General features: G+C 52.9%; 18 protein-coding genes. 11 read left to right on the top strand and 7 right to left on the bottom strand.

What is annotated here, in order from left to right; translation table 11 throughout:
• Window positions 1-128 precede the first annotated feature (128 nt).
• Window positions 129-2318, top strand: a complete 2190-nt coding sequence (locus WN53_RS04040) for a TonB-dependent siderophore receptor (protein WP_024483004.1) — start codon at window positions 129-131, stop codon at window positions 2316-2318.
• Between the two features lie 42 nt (window positions 2319-2360).
• On the opposite strand, the gene WN53_RS04035 is transcribed toward WN53_RS04040, so the two are convergent.
• From WN53_RS04035 to WN53_RS04020, 4 genes are all read right to left on the bottom strand, one after another.
• The gene (locus WN53_RS04035; RefSeq protein ID WP_024483003.1) at window positions 2361-3179 is read right to left on the bottom strand and encodes a shikimate 5-dehydrogenase; all 819 of its coding nucleotides are present in this window, start codon (window positions 3177-3179) and stop codon (window positions 2361-2363) included.
• A gap of 117 nt (window positions 3180-3296) precedes the next feature.
• Entirely contained in the window at window positions 3297-4823 is a 1527-nt protein-coding gene (gene abgT, locus WN53_RS04030) for a p-aminobenzoyl-glutamate transporter (RefSeq protein WP_024483002.1), read from the bottom strand.
• A gap of 91 nt (window positions 4824-4914) precedes the next feature.
• Entirely contained in the window at window positions 4915-6366 is a 1452-nt protein-coding gene (locus tag WN53_RS04025) for a M20 family metallopeptidase (protein ID WP_024483001.1), read from the bottom strand.
• Window positions 6363-7679 (bottom strand): M20 family metallo-hydrolase, encoded by a 1317-nt coding sequence (locus WN53_RS04020; RefSeq protein WP_024483000.1) that lies wholly within the window; start codon window positions 7677-7679, stop codon window positions 6363-6365. The genes WN53_RS04025 and WN53_RS04020 overlap by 4 nt, the downstream gene beginning before the upstream one ends.
• 261 nt (window positions 7680-7940) lie before the next feature.
• Between WN53_RS04020 and WN53_RS04015 the strand changes: the two genes are divergently transcribed.
• Window positions 7941-8837 carry a LysR family transcriptional regulator gene (locus WN53_RS04015; RefSeq protein ID WP_024482999.1) on the top strand — a complete coding sequence of 299 codons (897 nt, stop codon included), beginning with the start codon at window positions 7941-7943 and terminating at the stop codon, window positions 8835-8837.
• A 19-nt stretch (window positions 8838-8856) separates the two neighbouring features.
• Here WN53_RS04015 and WN53_RS04010 read toward each other — a convergent pair whose 3' ends face one another.
• Window positions 8857-9333, bottom strand: coding sequence for a hypothetical protein (locus tag WN53_RS04010; protein ID WP_024482998.1), 477 nt, complete (start codon window positions 9331-9333; stop codon window positions 8857-8859).
• 4 nt (window positions 9334-9337) lie between these two features.
• The gene (locus tag WN53_RS04005; protein WP_024482997.1) at window positions 9338-10153 is read right to left on the bottom strand and encodes a winged helix-turn-helix domain-containing protein; all 816 of its coding nucleotides are present in this window, start codon (window positions 10151-10153) and stop codon (window positions 9338-9340) included.
• 769 nt (window positions 10154-10922) lie between these two features.
• Between WN53_RS04005 and WN53_RS26760 the strand changes: the two genes are divergently transcribed.
• The 9 genes from WN53_RS26760 (at window position 10923) to WN53_RS03955 (ending at window position 19817) form a co-directional block, all read left to right on the top strand.
• The gene (locus WN53_RS26760) at window positions 10923-11522 is read left to right on the top strand and encodes a response regulator transcription factor (protein ID WP_024482995.1); all 600 of its coding nucleotides are present in this window, start codon (window positions 10923-10925) and stop codon (window positions 11520-11522) included.
• A 208-nt stretch (window positions 11523-11730) separates the two neighbouring features.
• Complete coding sequence (locus WN53_RS03990; protein ID WP_046808017.1) at window positions 11731-13908, top strand: PA5441 family protein; 2178 nt, start codon at window positions 11731-11733, stop codon at window positions 13906-13908.
• Entirely contained in the window at window positions 13878-14654 is a 777-nt protein-coding gene (locus tag WN53_RS03985; RefSeq protein ID WP_024482994.1) for a DUF3142 domain-containing protein, read from the top strand. Before WN53_RS03990 ends, WN53_RS03985 begins: the two co-directional genes overlap by 31 nt.
• Window positions 14647-14901: a type II toxin-antitoxin system Phd/YefM family antitoxin gene (locus WN53_RS03980; protein WP_024482993.1), complete on the top strand. Its 255-nt coding sequence runs from the start codon at window positions 14647-14649 to the stop codon at window positions 14899-14901. The genes WN53_RS03985 and WN53_RS03980 overlap by 8 nt, the downstream gene beginning before the upstream one ends.
• 369 nt (window positions 14902-15270) lie before the next feature.
• Window positions 15271-16317: a LacI family DNA-binding transcriptional regulator gene (locus WN53_RS03975; protein ID WP_024482992.1), complete on the top strand. Its 1047-nt coding sequence runs from the start codon at window positions 15271-15273 to the stop codon at window positions 16315-16317.
• Between the two features lie 123 nt (window positions 16318-16440).
• On the top strand, window positions 16441-17748 hold the full coding sequence (locus WN53_RS03970; RefSeq protein ID WP_046808016.1) for an MFS transporter: 1308 nt from the start codon (window positions 16441-16443) through the stop codon (window positions 17746-17748).
• A 35-nt stretch (window positions 17749-17783) separates the two neighbouring features.
• On the top strand, window positions 17784-18548 hold the full coding sequence (locus WN53_RS03965; protein ID WP_024482991.1) for an SDR family NAD(P)-dependent oxidoreductase: 765 nt from the start codon (window positions 17784-17786) through the stop codon (window positions 18546-18548).
• 139 nt (window positions 18549-18687) lie between these two features.
• Window positions 18688-19113, top strand: coding sequence for an RbsD/FucU domain-containing protein (locus tag WN53_RS03960; RefSeq protein ID WP_024482990.1), 426 nt, complete (start codon window positions 18688-18690; stop codon window positions 19111-19113).
• A gap of 131 nt (window positions 19114-19244) precedes the next feature.
• Window positions 19245-19817, top strand: a complete 573-nt coding sequence (locus WN53_RS03955; protein ID WP_024482989.1) for a type 1 glutamine amidotransferase family protein — start codon at window positions 19245-19247, stop codon at window positions 19815-19817.
• 32 nt (window positions 19818-19849) lie between these two features.
• Here the strand turns inward: WN53_RS03955 and WN53_RS26755 are convergent, their stop codons facing one another.
• A complete protein-coding gene (locus tag WN53_RS26755) occupies window positions 19850-20629 on the bottom strand; it encodes a helix-turn-helix domain-containing protein (protein WP_024482988.1) in 780 nt (259 codons plus the stop codon).
• Window positions 20630-20688 lie beyond the last annotated feature (59 nt).

Here is a 20688-nt window from a genome sequence, read left to right as displayed (position 1 = left end):
CAGGAATATGGAGAAATTGTGAATTTACGCTTTCCTGCGTTTAAATAGAAATGGTTATCATTACAATTCTCAATTACAAAAATAGTTACAAATATTATTATCTACTTTAAATAAAAGGGATTATTTCGATGTTTATACCGAAAAAAAACAGACTGCGACCTGGTGTGATCCTGCTGGCGGGGCTTTTCAGTAGCGGTGGGATGGCGGCAGAGGAGGTGCCAACAGAGGACAGCGAGACCATGGTGGTGCGTGCCACCGCGGCGGAGGAACTGAAACAACAGCCCGGGGTTTCGATTATCACCGCCGAGGATATACGCAAAACGCCACCGGTTAACGACCTCTCCGACATCATCCGCAGAATGCCCGGCGTAAACCTCACCGGCAACAGCGCCAGCGGTAGCCGAGGTAATAATCGGCAGATTGATATACGAGGAATGGGGCCGGAAAACACCTTGATCCTGATCGACGGTGTCCCGGCAACCTCACGTGATTCAGTGCGTTATAGCTGGCGTGGCGAAAGGGATACCCGTGGCGATACCAACTGGGTGCCCGCAGAAATGGTTGAACGTATTGAGGTGTTACGTGGCCCGGCTGCAGCCCGCTATGGCTCGGGGGCAGCAGGCGGGGTAGTTAATATCATTACCAAACGCCCAACCAAAGATTGGCATGGCACGCTTTCGCTGTTTACCAACCAGCCCGAAAACAGCAAGGAAGGGGCGACCAACCGCGCCAACTTCAGTTTAAGCGGCCCGCTGGTCAGTGATGTGCTGACCATGCGCCTGTTCGGTAACCTCAATAAAACCGATGCCGATGCCTATGACATCAACACCCAGCAGAATGGTTCCTATGCCGCAGGGCGTGAAGGCGTCAGAAACAAAGATATCAATGCGTCACTCTCCTGGAAAATAGACCCGCAGCAGATCCTCGACTTTGACTATGCCTACAGCCGCCAAGGCAATATCTACGCGGGCGATACGCAGTACAGCAATGGCAATCTCAGCCCTGGCGGTCTGGTGGCTTCGCTGTACGGCCAGGAAACTAACCGCCTGTATCGCCAGAGTTACGGCATTACCCATAATGGCATCTGGGATTGGGGCCAATCCCGGCTGAATTTTAACTATGAGAAAACCAACAATACCCGTCTGGCGGAGGGCACAACTGGCCGCATTGAGGGGATGATCAACGACGATACTTACAACACCAGCCGGTTGGAGAATTATCGCACCGGCGGTGAGCTGAATATCCCGCTGGATCTGCTGTTTGAGCAGAACGTCACGCTGGGTGCCGAGTGGAACCGTGAAAAGCTTAACGATCCGGCATCCATGCAGATGACCGACTCCAGTGGCATCATCATCGGCGGCGTCTCTGGCGATCCCTCCGAGCGCAGCGCTAAAAATAGCGCCGACATCAGTTCACTGTATTTTGAGGATAACATCGAGCCGCTGCCGGGAACCTTTGTGATCCCTGGGCTGCGCTTCGACTATCACAATAAATATGGCGCTAACTGGAGCCCAAGCCTGAACCTTTCGCAGGAGCTTGGCGAGTATTTCAAACTGAAGGCGGGTATTGCCCGAGCCTTTAAAGCGCCAAACCTGTACCAGTCCAGCGAAGGTTATCTGTTATCCACCCGTGGTAACGGGTGCCCGAAGGACATAGTTTCAGGTAGCTGCTATCTGCTGGGGAATAACGATCTGGATCCGGAAACCAGCGTTAACAAAGAGATCGGCCTGGAATTTACCTGGGCGGGTTACGATGCGGGTATTACCTATTTCCGCAACGACTATAAAAACAAGATCGTGGCGGGCACCGAGATTGTTGGCTATGCCTCTAACGGTTACAACATCTTGCGTTGGGAAAACGGCGGTAAAGCGCTGGTCGAAGGGTTGGAGGGCAACCTGGTGGTGCCGTTGGTTGAGGATATGCTCACCTGGCGCACTAACGCGACCTATATGATCACCTCTGAAAACAAGGATACCGGTAATCCTCTGTCGGTGATCCCCAAGTACACGGTGAATACCCTGCTGGATTATCAGGTCACCGATAAGCTCTCCACCAACCTGAATTGGACGATGTATGGTCGGCAAAAGCCGCGCGAATATGCGGAGATCCGTAACGAAGCCGGCACGCTTGCCACTCAGGAAGTCGGGGCTTATTCGGTGGTGGGCATTGGCGTCAATTACGATCTGATGAAGGATCTGAGCCTGAAAACCGGCGTCACCAACCTGTTCGACAAACAGATCTACCGTGAAAACGAAGGGGCTTCGACCTACAACGAACCGGGCCGGGCCTATTACGCGGGCCTGACCCTGTCGTTCTAATCGCGGCTGGTATTACGTATCCCCTCTGGCGAGGGGATATCATTAGCCGCGAGCATGTGCCGCAGCGCGGGTGATTTGCTCATCGGAAGGGCGCACACCGGTGTACAACACAAACTGCTCCAAAGCCTGTAAAGCGATCACTTCGGCACCGGTCACCACCTGCAAACCTTGTTCACGGGCATAGCGGATCAGCGGGGTTTCTGCCGGTAAGGCCACCACGTCGAAGGCGATTTTCGCCGCCTTAATAGTGGCCGGTTCAAAGGCCAACTGCTCGGCTTCGCTACCGCCCGCCATGCCGATCGGCGTGACGTTAATCACCATCTCAACCTGCAAATCGCCTACTTCTGACTGCCACTGATAACCATATTGCGCCGCCAGTGCCTGGCCCGCCTGTGGGTTGCGAGCAATGATATGGCCGTTCTTGAACCCGGCATCGCGCAGGGCTGCGGTGACCGCCTTAGCCATACCGCCGCTGCCACGCAGAGCAAACGAGGTGGCCGGGGGGATCTGGTATTTCGCCAGCAGTTTGGCGATGGCGATATAGTCGGTGTTATAGGCCCGCAGGAAGCCGTCGTCGTTGACGATGGTATTGACTGACTCAATAGCCGTGGCCGACGCATCCAGCTCATCAAGGAACGGAATACAGCTCTCCTTGAACGGCATGGAAACCGCACAGCCGCGAATACCCAAAGCGCGCACGCCGCCGACCGCTGCCTGAATGTCTTTGGTGGTGAACGCCTTATAGATGAAGTTCAGATCCAGTTCCTGATACAGATAGTTGTGGAAACGGGTGCCGAAATTGCCTGGCCGACCGGCCAGCGACATACACAGCTGCGTATCTTTGTTGATTTCACGACTCATGACGTGCCCTTAGCTCATTGGGAGAAATGTCCCCACTGGCGGACAAGCACCCGGTGGGGATAATCAGTTTACCTTACGCCAAAAGTCGCGTTATCAAGTACAAAATATTGCCCCCCTTCATCCCATTTTCGGGTAGACCCCAGGTCCGATAGGCAGCCCCAGCATGTACCACACCACCAGCAGCAGAGTCCAGACGGCGAAGAACACCAGCGGATAGGGCATGATCAGCACGTAGTAGGTGCCGAGTTTGGCGTCTTTCAGGTAGCGTTGCAGAAAGCCAAGGAATAGCGGCAGGAATGGCGACATCGGTGCCAGCGGCAGCACGGATGAGTCTGCGATGCGGAAAATCATCTGGGCGAAGGCCGGGTGAAAGCCCAACAGCATAAACATCGGCACGAAGATCGGGGCCAGGATCGACCAGATGGCGGAACCGCTGGCAATAAACATGCACAGGAAGGCGGACAGGAACATCAGGCCGAGGAACGCCGGTGCACCGCTCATTCCGGCCGCCTCCAGCAGATCCGTCAGGCCGATGGCCATGAACTTGCCCATGTTGCTCCAGTTGAAGAACGCCACAAACTGCGACAGCGGGAACACCATGACGATAAAGCCCGCCATGTTCTTCATCGGCTCGACCAGCTGGTTGGGAATATCGTCCGGGCGGCGGATGCTCTTGGTGACGACGCCGTAAGTGATGGCGACGGTGAAGAAGAACAGGATGATGATCGGCACTATGCCTTTAATAAAGGGCGAGGGGATCACCGAACCGGTTTGCGGATCGCGCAGTGGGGCACCCTCTGGCACTACCAGTGCGGCCATCACGGCGATAAACACCAGTGCGGAGATCCCGCTCATTATCAGGCCACGGTTTTGTAATGGAGTTAGTTTCTCGAGCTTGTCTTCGGCGGTGCCTTGCCATTTTGGTAGCCGGGGCTCGATAAATTTATCTGTTAACAACGCGCCAGTGATGGTTAGTACGATCACCGAGGTGGCCATAAAGTACCAGTTATCGATCACGCTGACGTGGATTGCGCCGTCAACCGCTTTCGCCGCTTCGGTACTGATGCCGGAAAGCAGCACATCGGTGGTGACAATCAGCAGGTTGGCGGTAAAACCCGAGCCGACACCGGCGATCGCCGCCAGTAGCCCGGCAATGGGGTTACGCCCGACGGCCAGGAAGATCAACGCCCCCAGCGGCGGCATCACTACCAGCGCGGCATCGGAAGAGATATGGCTGAAGAAAGCGATAAACAGCACCATATAGCTGGCGTAGCCGGCGCTGACGTGTGAGGCCATTTTGTACATCAGCGCCTGTAACAGGCCGACCTTTTCCGCCAGACCGGCACCGATCACCAGCGCCAGGATCGCCCCCAATGGTGCAAATCCGCTGAAGTTGTGAATGATATTGGGGAGGATCCATTGTATTCCCTCCACGCTCAGCAGATTTTTTACCTGGATCATTTCCCCGGTGGCCGGGTTTTTCACCACCAGGCCCAACCAGGAAATGAGCGCGGTGGCGAGCATTAACACCACGATCAAATAAACGAATAACAGGAAGGGATTGGGGATTTTATTACCGATACGTTCTACCCAGTAAAAAATACGCCCGGGGCTTTTATTGGCGGATGATGCTATCTCACTCATGATATTACCCTCTTGTCCGTCATCAGATTTTTATAGTTTTATGGGTCGCTATGGAGTCCTGGCTCGGAACGGGAGCCAGAACGGTCGGGATTTACTTCAATGGGGAAGGTTTCACCCCCGCAGGGATGGGGCATTGATATGGCTGTTCGGCGCGTTGCTGGCGGAATTCCTCGCGGCAGGCGTTCAGCAAGGCGTTATCGCTCAGTAAGGCGACGGCGCTAGCGGCCATCACTTTACCGGCCAGGCACATGCCCTTATGGGCTATTGAGGTGCGGCCCTGGGCGACCAACTGCCAGGTATGCAACGGCGTCCCCAGAGCAAAGCAGGGGCTGAAGCACTGGGCCGTTGGCGTGACCCAACTGACGTCGCCGACGTCGGTAGAGCCGTACAGGATTTCTTGTGACTCCACGTAGGGAGCGACTTCGTCCATCAACACCTTATCGCCCAACTGCCGTACCCATTCCTGCCCAGCCACTCCACCAGTACGTGAAATGTTCAGCTTGGCATTACGCAGGTCGTCTTTACTGAGCGTTTGGCGGATCTCCGTGGCAAAACGCCGCTCTTCGTCGCTGTAATCCGGCAAGCCGAAATCGCACACGTACTGATACATCGCCTGTTCCAGGCGGCGATTGGGGACGTAGTTGGAGCAGGCTTTTTCAAAGTGCACCGTCATCTGAGTATCAGTCATCAGCGCTGCGCCTTTGGCCACGTTGACCAGGCGCTGGTAAATATCCTGCACCTGATCGAGCTGCGGAGCGCGCACCAGGTACAACACTTCGGCATCGGCCTGCACCACGTTGGGGGAACTGCCGCCGGTATTGGTGACCGCATAATGCAGCCGGGCTTCCTGCACGATATGTTCACGCAGAAAGTTGGCTCCGGTGTTCATCAGCGTCACGGCATCCAGCGCGCTGCGGCCGAGATGCGGCGAGTTGGCCGCGTGGGCGGCGACGCCCTTGAAGCGGAACGCGGCCTGAATATTGGCCAGGCTGCTGGTATTGAACATGCCGCTGAAGCCTTCCGGGTGCCAGGTGAGGGCGGCATCCACATCGGCGAACAGCCCTTCACGCACCATAAAGGTTTTACCAGAGCCGCCTTCTTCCCCTGGGCAGCCGTAAAAGCGTATCGTGCCGGTTAACTGTTGCTGTTCCATCCAGGCTTTAACCGCAAAGGCCCCGGCCAGTGCGGCGGTGCCGAGCAGGTTATGCCCACAGCCGTGACCATTGCCGTTTTCCACCAGCGGAGACGGGGTGGCACAGCCCGCATGCTGGCTCAGACCGGCCAATGCATCGTATTCACCCAATAAGGCGATCACCGGATGGCCGCTACCGAAGCTGGCGATAAACGCCGTTTCAATGCCGCCAACGCCGCGTTCAACCGTAAAACCCTCTTGTTCCAAGGCGTTTGCCAGTAGCTCGGCTGAGTGGATTTCGGTAAAGCGGGTTTCCGGGTGATCCCAGATCTCATCGCTTAAGGCACTGAAATGGGCCTGATGACTATCGATGTAATGGTGGATAAAAGAGACCAGTTCCGGCTGTTTCATGCTTTGCTCCCAAAAGTCGGTAGGTTCAGCGCCAGGGTAGCCAGCGTTTTTACCGCCACCGTCAGTACCTGCTCGTCAAAATCAAATTTCTCGTTGTGATGCCCGGCGCCGAGTTCGCAGCCGAAGATCACATAAGAAGCTTGGCCGCCGTGAGATTTCACCCGTTCCATCATGTAGGTGGCATCCTCAGAGCCTGCCGCCTGCTCGCGGCGATCCACCACTGAACCAAGCTCGCTGATGCTGAGTGCCTGGCGATGGATGTAATCCACCCAAGGTTGCGTCGGCTGGCTGCTTTGCGCCGCGCCCATCAGGGTGATGTCGTATTCCACCCCCTGCATGGTGGCGGCTCCTTGGATGACGTTGAGCGCTTGTTGATAGACAAACTCGTTGATCTCATTGGTGGCGCCGCGTGTCTCTACCTTCATAAAGGCGCTGTCTGCGATGACGTTACGGCCGGTGCCTGCCTGCAACACGCCAACGTTGATACGGGAGCTGCCTTCACTGTGGCGGGGGATAGCATATAGCCCAACGCTGGCCTGAGCTGCCGCCAGCAGGGCATTGCGGCCATCCTCCGGTTTGGCACCGGCATGGGAAGCCACGCCACGGAAAGTGACGTCCAGCTTGGTGGTAGCCATAAAGCTGTCGCTGCCGCACACCAGTTCCCCGGCCGGTACGCCGGTGCCGATATGCACGGCGGTAAAGAAATCGACGTCATCGACCACGCCGGCTTCCACCATCGATTTGGCTCCACGGGTGCCTTCCTCGGCCGGTTGGAAGATCAGCTTGATGCGGCCATGCAGCTGTGGCTCCAGGCTCTTGAACACGCGCGCCAACCCTAGGCCGATTGTGGTATGCCCATCGTGCCCGCAGGCGTGCATCATGCCGCTATTGCAGGAGGCGAAGCCTTCACGGAATGGCAGATGGTCGGGATGTAGCAGTTCATTGAGATCGAGCGCGTCCATATCGACGCGAAAGGCGATGGTGGGGCCAGGGCGGCCGGTATCCAGCGTGGCGACAATGCCGGTAAAACCGCCGGAAAAGAAGGGCAGCCATTTCGCCAGGGCACCTTGTTCGATGGCGCGTTGTTCTTGCGCCGCCAGGATTTGTGCAGAGGGTAGCCCCATGCGGGCTTCGGCGTTGATTACCTCGCGGCCGAGCTGCAACTGATAACCTAATCGATCCAACTCTTCCGCTACCAGCGAAGCGGTACGAAATTCAAGCCAGCCGGATTCGGCATAGTGGTGGAAGTCACGGCGCCAGGCTTGCAGTTGCGGGTACAGTTCGGTCACCAACGTTGAAAGCGGAGTGTTCATAGCAATTTTCCATTAGTTATCACGCCTTGAATAAAATTCAGGCAGCAGTGAAGGTCAGGCAATTAAATTAAAATTGAATATTTACGTAATTAGTTACTAAAAAGCCGTGAATGGCGCTTATTGAGCGCGATACTGCGTTTAAATAAGCGAAATGATGATTGGGTTATTTATTATGTTTTTTTCGAATGTACACAATGGTATCGGGTTAAATAAGATGCCAATATCTTGCTACTGATAAACAACGGTTATCGCCAATCGCCTATGCCAGCCTCGATAAAATTGCACCAGTTACGCGCCTTTGTGGAAGTCAGCCGCCAGGGCAGTATCCGCGCCGCCAGCCGTACCTGTAACCTTTCCCAGCCTGCGTTGACCAAGTCAATTCAAGAACTGGAGGAGGTGCTCGGCGCCAAGCTGTTTGTCCGCCGCAGCAAAGGGGTGGTCTTAACCGACTGCGGTGATAACTTTTTTCAGCATGCCAGCCTGATCCTCGAGGAACTGCGGGTGGCGCAGGAGGATATTCAGCAGCGGTTGGGGCTAGCGGGCGGCTCGGTCAATATCGGTGTCGGTGGCAGCGTTGCCCGCACTGTAATGCCGAAAGTGATTACCCAGTTTCACCGCGAATATCCCAATGTGAAGGTGCGCATCGTGGAGGGACAACTGGTCTCGATGATCCCGGAGTTACGCCAGGGGGAGCTGGATTTTACCATTAATACCTACTACCCCAGCAGCATGGACAATGAGTTGAGCTTTGAGCGGCTGATGGAAAGAGAATACAAGGTGGTGGTACGCAAAGGACACCCTTGTGAGAACGCCCGCACGCTCAAGGAGCTGCAACATTGCGATTGGACTATGCCAACCCCCAATGGCAGCTACTACCGTCTGCTACATGAACTGTTTGGTGATATGGGGATGGCACCGGCGATCAGCGTCACCTGCGAAACCTTTATGGCCTGCACCAGCCTGGTGGCGCAGAGTGACTTTGTCAGCATTCTGTCGGTTGATGTGATTTCCGATCCTATCCTTGGCCGCCATCTGGTCGCGTTGGAATTGGACGAAGCATTACCACAAGCTACCTTCTACCTGATCCAACGCAAGGATACGACGCTCACGCCGATGGGCGCCTACCTGGCCCGCCTGTTCAGGCAGCATTGCCGGTAGCAGTCTATCCGTGGTGCCGTTAGCTGCGAATACAGACGATCAGGGGATTAGTAAACCCTTTGATAATAATGGCGTTTTTTTCTAACCCCTTGATCTTTGAGTAAAACCCGATGCCCGGAGTTTGCGGTAACACTCTGTTCTGCCAAAGGTCTTCTGGCGTATTATCCACGGGGTGGCTTTCTGTACGGGTAAAGACGACTTCGTTCACGTTTTCCAGCTCCGACGGGTTGATGGTAAAGTAGACCGTCCTTCTCAGGATATAGTTATTGCCCTTATTCTTGATTGAGCCGGAAAATTTCATGATCCCATCATGGGTCGACCTAAATATGACGTCAACATGGGTGTTGACTTCAACTTTATCAGTTTCATAGAGTTTGAGTTGCGCGAACAACTGAGCATTACAATGAAACGGTTTACGGGACTGCACCTGATAAATATAAAAAAGGGTTGCACATAAAATAATAATCAACAGCAGGGCTACGACGATCTTTTTCATGTTATTACTCTATTGTTTTGTAATTTAAACAATTTTTATAGCTGGTGGCATCAATTTTACTGCAGGCAGCGAGCAGCCGCACTCTGAGGCGGTCGTTATTAGGGTGTGCCTCTGCATAAAAAACATCCAGCTCCTCCCGTGAACAGTCTATGCCTTCCGCTGCTATCTCCTTGACGATTTTAGCCGCCAAATCATTATTTGGCTTGTCGTCGTTTAAGTTATAGATACTGCATTTTTCATGCGTCACCACGAAGTTCACGCTCTCTTTTTGGTTGTGTCTCAGCATTGTCGTGCCGGTTACCGTGGTCAGTAACAGTAAAAGAGCAAGTATGTAGATCATCATCTTGTGTTTTTTTAACGATAAATAGATAGATTGATGTTCTCCTTGCTCGGTCATTGTCGGCGGTAGGGTTTCTGATGAGGTGTGAGACTCTTCAGTGACAGGAACCCTGGAGACCGGTGCTTCTTCTGTGATCCCCTGCTCCGATTTTTGTATCGGATGGATTTCCGCATCCATTCTAAAACCGACGCGGGGAACGGTGGAAATTATATCCTTACTCACGCCGAGATTAGTGAAGGCTTTGCGTAGCTCACTAATATGGTTATTCAGGCTGGCATTAGACGGTGAAAAGCCATAGTCCGCCCAGACATTTTTTAGCAGGTCATCGCGAGCAAGGTTAACTCTATTGTTGTTGATCAACTCACTGAGTAACCGGGTTGCTGGCTTTGATAATTCAACAGATTGCTGAATGTCGTTTTTAACCGTCAATACTCTATTGTCAGGATCAAAGATAATATTAAGGTTTATTATATATTTCATGGCGATAACCGAGCATCCTTGGTGTTAGTGTTGAACTGCGTCCAGTGATAAGAATAGTCTTAATGGCTTGACTGTGCGTAGGAATTTAGTTGTAACCCGCTACCGTAGTCAACCCTGATTTGAACTATTTTTTCAGCAATAATAACTAGTTGAATTCAAGACAGTATTACCTACTCGCTTATCGGTTTTTTTTTACCCAAATCAACATTAAATATATTAAAAGCGATAATTTTTAGTCATTAATTCTAATTTTTGTCTATTAAGTAGGTTATTTTGCTTGTTCATTATCTAGCCATTAAGATTTATCGCAACGCCAAACCAACTGGCGAAAGCGTTTAAAGAGTGTGCGTCACGGTGAAATCGGTAACGAGCCAAATGCCAAGAACAAAGTGACTGTGCCCTTCAATGGGAACGTCGCTGCCGTCGCAGACCCTTGGATATTGGAGGCTAGTCTCGTCATTGAGCATGCTAGCGCTCCTATTAAGCTGATTGAGCCAACCACCATCCAAAAGCTGCAAAAGGCATAAGACCCTGAGCTTCAGTGCCTATCTGCAGGGTGATGGTGCGTTTGCCACTGTTACCAAAGGTAAAACTCAAAGCGGTTGCGGGCTTCACTTTAGCTGGCCAGTCATCGGCTACGTCATTATAGGCATAACCTATATTGGGTATTCGCATCCCATGTTTGGGGGCGATAGCGTCAAGGATGATTTGCCCTATAAATGAAACCCATATTATCGCCGTGTTTTTTGCCGATTTATAAGGAACTAAAATGACACCACATATTGTTATCACTATTCAGGATAGCAACCGTTATTTTGCTCTGGGCATTCAACATATTTTGCAGGACTATTTTCTGGCTAAAGGCTGTACATGGAGTTTTGTGCCGGTTGCGCCTGGAATAGCGATCGACCTGATGATTTGTGTCAACCCCTTTGGCTGGTCGTCACGGTTCAATTCTCGCCGGGAAAATTCGCAGAACCGGCGGCTTGGGACGATTATCATAAATGATACGGCTGCTGCGAATAAAATACGTCAGCATGAACTGGCGCTATTAGGTCGCAAGGAACGGCCTGATGCCGTGGTGCGTCTGGTTGAGGAGATGTTTGAGCAGGCAAGTCAGTCGTCTTTGACAGACGATACGGTAAGTGTGTGTCGGCATTTGCATCTGACCCCGCGTGAGCGTGACGTTCTGCAAGGGATCTCACAGGAATTAAGACCTGACGAGATCGCGAGCAAACTTTCGCTTAACGTCAAGACAGTCAGCACCCATAAACTTACGGCGATGCGCAAGCTGGGCTTCAAGCGTAATGGCGAGTTATATTACTGGCTGCTGCAAGGTGGCCTGTGGTTGGGAAATAGCACGCGATAAACCAAATACAGCTGCCAGCGGCGCAAGCGCTGGGAGATCAAAGCCTTTTGTTGAGCCCTGTGGCCGTTTAGGTGAGGATTGGGCTCGCATAATTCCTAATTATGCCGGTTGGTTTTTGCCGTATTGTTTTTTCTCAATGCTTACGACACTATCTCAGGCAAAATTCACTCGGGATGAGAGTGAGCACTGGAGATAAGTAAGGATATCGATGAAAAAACTCATAGTAGCCGCGGTGGTCTCAACCCTCGCTGGTACCAGCCAGTTCTCACTGGCCTCTTCCGATGAAACTGGCTGCCGCTGGAGCGACTATTGCGCAATGGGCGGTGTGCCTTACCTGGCCGCTGATAATGATACCCGCGTCAATCTACTGATGCTGGCAGCGGGGATGCGTAATTTACCCGTGGCGTTGTCGTCATTGCCGCAGGATATCAGCCGCAGTAGAGGCTACCAGTTTGGCGTATTCCCTGGTGAAGCAGCGCCTGTAACCGATCAGACCACCACACCAGGCCAGACAGCCGTGCCGCAGGAAGACCCACTCGATGCGCTAGCATTAAGCCTGGGCATTAAACCTTCGGGGTTAACCGGCTTTTCAGCCGAATATGAAGGCCGCTGGATCTCTAATAATCCGCTGTCACTCAGCCAATTTTTCCAGACCCTGTTGGACGACCAGCAGTTAGATCAGGCCGAACGCGATTTACTGGCGTTGCGCCGGGCCAAAATTTACCGGGGTGAAGCGCAGCCGGAGCAATTTTTACCGCTGATGGCCAACTATGCCGCAGGGTCTCATGCGGCGGCGTTCAGAGATTACCTCACCAGTGCGGAACAGTTTTATCAGGGGCAATTTGCCGATGCGGATACCGGGTTCCAACGGTTAAAAGAGTCGGATCAACCATGGGTGGCTGAAACGGCCGCTTATATGCTGTTCCGCGTGGCCCTGAACCAGATCACTGAAAATGCCACGGATCAGTACGGTATGTTCGATCCGCAGCGGGCTAATAAAGACGCAGGCGCTCAGGCATTGCAACGTGCGCAGGACTATCTGGCCGCTTACCCCAAAGGTGAATATGTGGCTTCCGTGCAGGGATTACAGCGCCGGGTGAATTGGTATCTGTCCGACTGGCCACGATTGGCACAGCTGTATGAAAGCGAGATAACCTCTGCCACCGATATCAATACGCTTGGCGCGATGATTGATGAAGGGGACCAAATTCTGCTGAGCCGCAACATTCCTTATGACAGCGCAGAACAGCCTTTCGTCAGCAGTGCCGATGCCCCGTTGTTGACCTTTACCCAAACCATGAAGTGGCTGCGTAAATACAATCTCGATAACCAGTCGATGCCGAAAGTGAGCGATGAGATGCTGCAGGGGTACAAACCGATGTTTGCTGCCGCCAATCAGTTGCCGCTCTGGGAATATATGCATAATGCCTGGCTGTTCTATCAGCAAAAGGATTATGCCGCGGTCACCAAGGCGATCCAGCCTGCGGCACAGCTGGCAGCGAACGATCTCATCGCGTTCAGCCAACAGATCCTCTACGGCGATGCTCTGGTGATGCAGGAAAATTGGCAGGGTGCCGAAGCCCATTGGCGTCATCTGCTTGGCATGAAGCTTGCCCCTTATCAGCAACAGTATCTGCAGCAGATGTTGACCACCGCCCTGGTGCAGGAAAATAAAACTGCCGCTATTTTTGCCCCTGACAGCCCAATCAATAGCCTGCGTTATCGCTCCGTGGTGCTCAAAAGCCTGGCCAACAAAGCGTTGCTGCAACAGCAAGCCGCTGGCGCACCCAATGACGAAGAAAAGACCATCGCTCTGCATACGCTGCTGTTTAAGGATTTGATGGTAGGCGACTACCAGGGGTTTATTGACGACAGCCAACTGAAAAAAAATATCAAGCAGACGCCTGACCCACAGGTATTTGGCGATGTCGCACTCAGCGTTTTCGATTGGGATGGCAGTCGGACCGAGCCTGGCTATTTCTGTGCTTCTTTAGACGCTAACGTTGCCGTATTGGCGAAGAACAAGACCGATGCGCACGCCATGAACTGTGTGGCAGAGTTCTTGCGTACCACCTTTGCCGATATCAGCACCGAAGCGGAAATGGGGGGTAATGAACAGCTGGATGACCTGGCTGGGGCCGAACTGGGTAAAGATAAAGCGCACGGCAGATTGAAATATTATCAGCAAGTGATCGCCGATCCCAGGGCCGAACCTGAAGATAAAACTTATGCGCTGTACCGGGCGGTGATGTGCTTCTCACCTTCCGGCTACAACAGCTGCGATCGGCAGGAGATCTCGCAAAAAACTCGCCAACGTTGGTTTAACCTGTTGAAGAGCCAGTATAAAGGTAACCAATGGGAACAAAAGCTCAAATACTATTGGTGATGCGGTTATTGCTGCTGCTGTGGTTGCCGGTCTTTGCAACCGCCGCAGCGGCGGATAATGCAGCTGGCCGGTATGTAAATGCGCATAATTACCGCGCATTCTGGCTTTGGTCCGGCGTTTGGCCGCAGCCTGCGTTGCAGCAGGCCGATCTGCTCTATCTCCATCAGGGTGAAATCGTGAACGGCCGCCAGGGTGCTCGTTTTCTGAAGTTAGGGCTGCCGTTGAGCAAGCTTCAGGCGCCCGCCGTCTGGATCACCGTACGTGTTGCAACTCTGGACATGTCTGACGAGGTATTGGCTTCGGCGGTGCGTCTGCCTGCCCGTTGGGCAGCGGCAGGCAATCGGGTGGTAGGGCTACAGATCGACTTTGACGCGGCAACCTATCAACTGGATAAGTACGCGGAGTTTCTCGACAAGCTGCGCGGTCGATTACCCAAAGAATATGCTTTGGGCGTGACCGGCCTGCTCGATTGGGCAAAGACCGGTAACGTCAGCCAGTTAAATGCGTTGCCAATCGATGAGTTGGTGATCCAAACCTATCAGGGGCGGCGCACGGTCACGGAGTATGAACGCTATCTCCCCGCGCTGCTTAAGCTACAAATCCCCTTCAAAATCGGTCTGGTGCAGCAGGGCGACTGGAACTCCGAGTGGCAACGGCGGCTGGCCACATCGCCTTATTATCGCGGTGAGGTGGTTTTTTTGTTGAATACCACTAGGAAAACATCCTTAGGAGATAACAATGGTTAACTTTACGTTCAGTCAGGCCAAAACCCAGTTTAAACAAATGATGGCTACAGCCCAGCGTGAACCAATTTGTATCACTCAAAACGGTCAACCCTCCGTAGTGGTCATGCCTGTTGAGGACTATAATGCGTTTGCAGAGTTTAAGTTACAAAACCTGCGCGCCAAGCTTGAGCACTCTATAAATCAAGCCAAGCTAGGAAAGTTACATGAGGGAGAGTGGGTATTTGACGAACTGATAAACGATATATGATGGGTTAGTAGCCTACTCCAACCGACCATTATATGTAGGGGCGCTGCATGCTGCGCCCGACCAAACCCCGTTCCAGCCTTTAACTCCACCACTAAACACTGACTAAACAGCCGGGGATTTTACCCGTGTTTAGTAATGCCATGGCGCTGGGCTTGATAGCTTTCACAAAAGCATCACGCAACCACGGCGCGGCCGGTAAAGTCGCTTGATTGAGTCATATCTCCGCTATAAATTGATCTGCATCGTTTCACTAAAACGATACAGATTATGTCAAAGGTTCTATTTAACGTATTGATTGTGCGGTGATTTAACGGATTGTCGTCCATAACGTCACCGATTAACGTCAGCACCGGAGGGGGGAGCGAAAACATGGCCAATATTCGTGATGTCGCGCATCTCGCCGGTGTTTCCGTGAGCAGCGTTTCCAACGTGTTAAATGGGCGCAGCAATCAAATGCGCCCGGAAACCCGGCTGCGTATCGAACAGGTGATGCGCGAATTGAACTATCAGCCCAACAGAGTGGCGCAGCAGTTGAAAACCGGGCATGCCCGGATGATCGGTCTGCTGGTTCCCTCGATCGTCAACCCCAGCTTTTCTGCCCTGGCTCGCGAGGTTGACCTGGCGGCTAAAGAACACCGCTACCGGGTGCTGTTGGGCAACACCTATCGGCAAGAAGATGAAGAGCGCACCTTTATCGAAGATATGTTCGCCCATGGGGTGCGCGGCATTATCGTTGCGGCGAGTGATATCCGTAAGACCCATTTTGCACAGGCTGCCGAAATGGGAATGATGATCGTCAACTACGATAACCGGATGGCGGGGAGCTTCACCGCTGATGTCCGGTTATTCGACAGCGTCTCAATGGACAACGTAGAGGCCGGTCGGCTGGCGGCTCAACACCTGATCGAGCGCGGTTGTCGCAATATCGTCTTTGCCACCGAGTCCAGTCTGACCATGAGCCGCAGCCATAAGATTGAAGGGTTTCTCACCGTGGTGCGTAATCATCGCCTGCCCGCTCAGCAGCGGGTGATAGAAGGCAAAGCCAGCGGAGAGTATGGCGATACCGAGATGGCCGAACTAGGCTTTACCCTCGCCGCTCAGGTACTTGCTCTTTCTCCGCGCCCGGATGGCGTGGTGGCTATCAACGATGCTCTGGGTATCGGCCTGTTGGCGGGGCTGCGGGAAGCTGGAGTGGCGGTGCCTGGTGAGATATCGGTGGTGGGCATCGACAATATTCCGCTCTCGGGGCTGGTGTGGCCCGCACTGACCTCCGTCATGCCACCGCTTGCCGAGATGGCCCAGGTGATGGTGGAGCGCTTATTGCAACGCGTGGGGGATCCTACATTAATCCCTGAAGAGTTTATTTTCCCGCCGACGTTAGTCAGCCGCCAGTCGGTAATAACTATTACGCCATAACTCGAATAGCGTAACGAGAACGATTAAATAGCATTATTTATTATCAGGTAAATATACCTGTATCCATCAGGCATGCCTGTAGCAGATTATTATTCCGATTAACAACGTTGGAAGTATTCTATTATGCAAAAAAGAACGCCTCAGGAAATTGAACGCAGTGCCATTAGGAAAATGACGCTGAATATTGTCCCGTTAATGATCTTATTATACTTTCTGGCTTTTTTGGATCGTAATAATATGGCCTATGCGGCAATTGCTCTGGAAGATAGCCTGGGGTTAACCGCCTCGGCCTTTGGCTTTGCCTCTGGGATATTCTTTATCGGCTATTTTATGTTTGAAATCCCCAGTAATGCGGGAACCATCAAGTTTGGGCCGCGTATCTGGTTTGCCAGGATCCTTATCACCTGGGGAATATTTGCCGTGTTGATGGGTTTTGTCCGCACGCCGATGGAGTTGTATATCTGTAGATTTATGCTGGGAGTCTGTGAGGCGGGTTTTTTCCCCTCGGTTGTCTATTACTTCACGGTGTTTTTCCCGGAGAAGTACCGCACCAAAATCCTCGGCATGTTTATCATCGTACAGCCGTTGTCGAACGCTATCGGTTCACCGATTTCTGGGCTGATCCTTAACATCGAACATGGCTGGTTTGGCCTGGAGCCCTGGCAGTGGCTGTTTATCCTCGAAGGCATTCCACCGGTGATTATTGGCCTGTTTATCCCTTTTATTATCAAGAACTCACCGAAAGATGTGGGCTATCTCGATGTGGAAGAGAAAGCCTGGCTGATGGACAACGCCACGCGTAGCAAATCGGGTTCCAAGGTCAAGCTGTCTGATTTTATGCAGGGCATAAAAAATAAAAAGTATCTGTTATACGCCATGTTGAATTTTGGCATGGTGTGCGGGATCTACGGTTTCGGGATGTGGCTGCCTTCCATTATCACAGCTATCTCTGGTGATGATATTTTCCACGTAAGCCTGATTGCTTTTATTCCCTATGGCTTGGCCGCTCTGCTGGTTTATCCGTGGAGCCTATGGGCCAGTAAAAGCAAAAAAATCGGCGTGTTTGCCGGTATCAGCATGATTGTCGCCGCCTTTGGCCTGATAGGTGCCGTGGTGTTTTTTAACTACAACGTATTTATTGCGTTGATGTTCCTGAGCGTTGCTGCGATAGGTATCTATACCTCGGTTCCTTCATTCCTTTCCATGCCCGCCAATATTTCTACCGGGGCGGCGGCAGCGGCCGGACTGGCGGTGGTGAGCTGTATCGGTAATATCGGGGGCTTTGTCGCGCCTTATGTGGTCGGGTTATTAAAGGACGTTACTAACAGTAATACTTCGGGGCTGATTTTCCTGTCACTGTGTTTATTGGTTACCGGATTGATCTGCATTTTTTACTGCGCCAAACAGCGTGAAGGCGTTATTCGCTCATAACTGGTGTTATCTACAAATAATCGAGAGGCAATAAAATGGGAAATCTAACGGGTAAGAAAGTGTTTATCACCGGAGCCGAGCAGGGGATTGGCAAAGCTACCGCAGAACAGTTGATTAACGCCGGGTGTGACATCTACATCCACTATTTCAGCGGCGAAGAGGGGCCAAAGGAACTGGCTGAGCTAGCCCATTCACGCGGTCAACGCGCCGCCTATGGTTATGCTGATTTAACCGATACCGCAGATACTCAGCGATGTGTCGCTGCCGCCGCCGAGTTTTTGGGGGGGATAGACATACTGATCAATAACGTGGGCGGCATTATCGCCCGTAAATGGCTCGGTGAGATCGACCGCCAATTCTGGCAGACGGTGATTGATGTCAATATGACGACCATGCTGAACGTCACGCAAAGCGCGCTACCTTACTTAAAAAGCGCCAAGGACGGAGCCAGCGTCGTCAATCTGGCCTCACTGGCTGGCCGTGCCGGCGGGCATTCTGGTTCACTGGTTTACTCCATGGCCAAAGGGGCGGTATTAACCTGGACTCGTTCCCTGGCTGCGGAACTGGGTGAATATGGCATCAGGGTCAACGCCGTAGCGCCGGGGCTTATTCTTGGCACTCGCTTCCATAACCTGCATACCAGCAAAGAATCTGCCGATGAAACCATCCACGGCATCCCCCTTGGCCGCGCGGGGAGCCCGGAAGACGTTGCTCGGGTGATTAAATTCCTCGCCTCGGAATATGACGGCTTCGTCTCTGGTGCCACCATCGACATTAACGGCGGTATTTACCGTATGTGATCCTACCCAACCCCAAAAAGGAGAGGGAGCTGGTACGAAGCTGTGGCCAGGTATGGGAAGCAATCTGTAACACCCACAACCGGGCTCAAACGTAGGGGCGCTGCATGCTGCGCCCACTTGCCTTCACTACGGGAAAACTATGATCAAAGCCGATATTATTCATCCGCAACTGTTGGGCGCCCTGGCGCTGTGCGGGCATAAAACCCAGATCCTCATCGCCGATGGTAACTATTCGTTCGTCACCAACTCGTCGAAAGAGGCCACCATTGTCTATCTGAACCTGGCCCCAGGAATGATCGCCAGCAGCGTGATATTAGATAAAGTGCTCAAGCACATTAACGTGGAACACGCCTCAATGATGGCCTGGCCGCAGGACTTCACCAACACCATCGCTACCGAATATCAGCAACTGCTGCCTGACGGTTGCCCCATCAATTACCTTAACCGCGAGGCTTTCTATCATGCGGCAAAATCACAGGAGACATTACTGGTGATCGCCAGCGGTGAGATGCGGCGCTTTGCCAACCTGCTGCTGACCGTGGCACCGGTTTCGCTGGCTGATTGAATGCGGGTTATCTTTGCGGGAGGGGGCCTCTGTTGGCTACTGACAGAAACTGTCAACAGTGCAGGTTACTCTTGGTTTTTGCGGGTAGGAAAATCCTGAAAATTGCCCCCATAACTGACAAGGACACTCCGATGATACGTGCTATTACTCTCCTGACTGAAAACTTTTCCGATTGGGAAACCGCTCTGATCAACTCGACGGGGCGTGGGTACTACGGTTTTGACTGCCGTTTTGCTACTCCTGGCGCAGCCCAGGTCACCTCTTCAGGTGGCATGCTGGTTTCCCCTCATCTGGCAATAGAAGCCATTCAGCCTGATGAAGTCGATCTGCTGATTGTCTGCGGGGGCACTATCTGGCAAACCGCACAGGCACCGGATATCACCGCCTTGGTTGCCGCGGCTTATCAAAGTAACGCTATCGTCGCGGGGATTTGCGATGGTACTCGCGCTTTAGCGCAGGCGGGCGTGCTTGATGCGGTCCGCCATACTTCTAATTCGGCAGAAAACCTGTTGAGCCTGAACTATGGTGGTGCGCAATACTATCAGGATGTGCCTTATGCCATCGCCGATCGGCGCGTTATCACGGCACCGGGTACCGCGCCGGTCAGCTTTATGGCCGCCATCCTGAGCACGTTGGGTCTGGGGGATGAAAACCTCAATGCCTACCTTACGATGCATGCTGCGGAGCACCGCAAGCCAGGCTAAACCACGATTATAATTTGCCTCCGAGGGCCACCTCACGTGGAGACCGGCTCCCTCTGGCCGAGGGGGTCTGCCTGCTTGTGCGTGGACAAGGCAGCGTAAGGGCGGTCTTTTCTCTGCCGTCCCACTAATTGTGCCGGAGAGATGAGGTTGGTTTCTGCCAGCAACGTTGGTGGCTGCGGCAAGCGCGGTTGACTGATTGACGACCGTTCGTTCAGATAGTTTCCTCCCCCCTGCAGCAGCCACTGATACAGCTCCTGATTGCATCTGAAATTGAGCTTGCGCATGGCGTTCTGCTTATGGGCATTGGCGGTTTTATTGCTGATTTGCAAATAGTTGCCGGTATCCTGCCCATTCATTCCCATGTGTATACAGCGCAACACCTCCTCTTCCCGCGACGTCAACGGAGACATACATGTGCAATCGTGGCTTGATGCTATTAGCGATGCGAAGGGCGAAAACAGCACACTATCCAACCGCTCGTATAATGAGGATAACGGCTGGTGGCGGTACAGCGCCCTGGTATGGCATTGTTCGCAATGCACCCTTGGCTTGAGCTGGTTTTTGTTGCGCCCCTGCTCAGTGATAAAGAACACCATCGGGTGATTTTTCCGTTGATGCAAGCGGTAATGCCATGGGTAGCTAGTGACCAGATCGCCCAGGAAAATGATGTCGATATCGCTGCCAACCTGTGTTTCCTCAAGCAGACGGATGTCCTGCTGACGGGCCTGAAAATAGGCTTGCAGCCCCAAGCCCAGACCATAGGTAAAATAACGGTCAGCATCGATTATCATGATGGACAGAGGTTGTTTCATGGCATGAGTTCCTTTCAACCTGCGTGTCTGCCTTACGTGGAACACCGTGGCAGACACGG

Source organism: Serratia fonticola (genome assembly GCF_001006005.1).
GTDB classification, from domain to species: Bacteria; Pseudomonadota; Gammaproteobacteria; order Enterobacterales; family Enterobacteriaceae; genus Chania; species Chania fonticola.
This window is presented reverse-complemented; position numbering and strand designations above follow the sequence as displayed.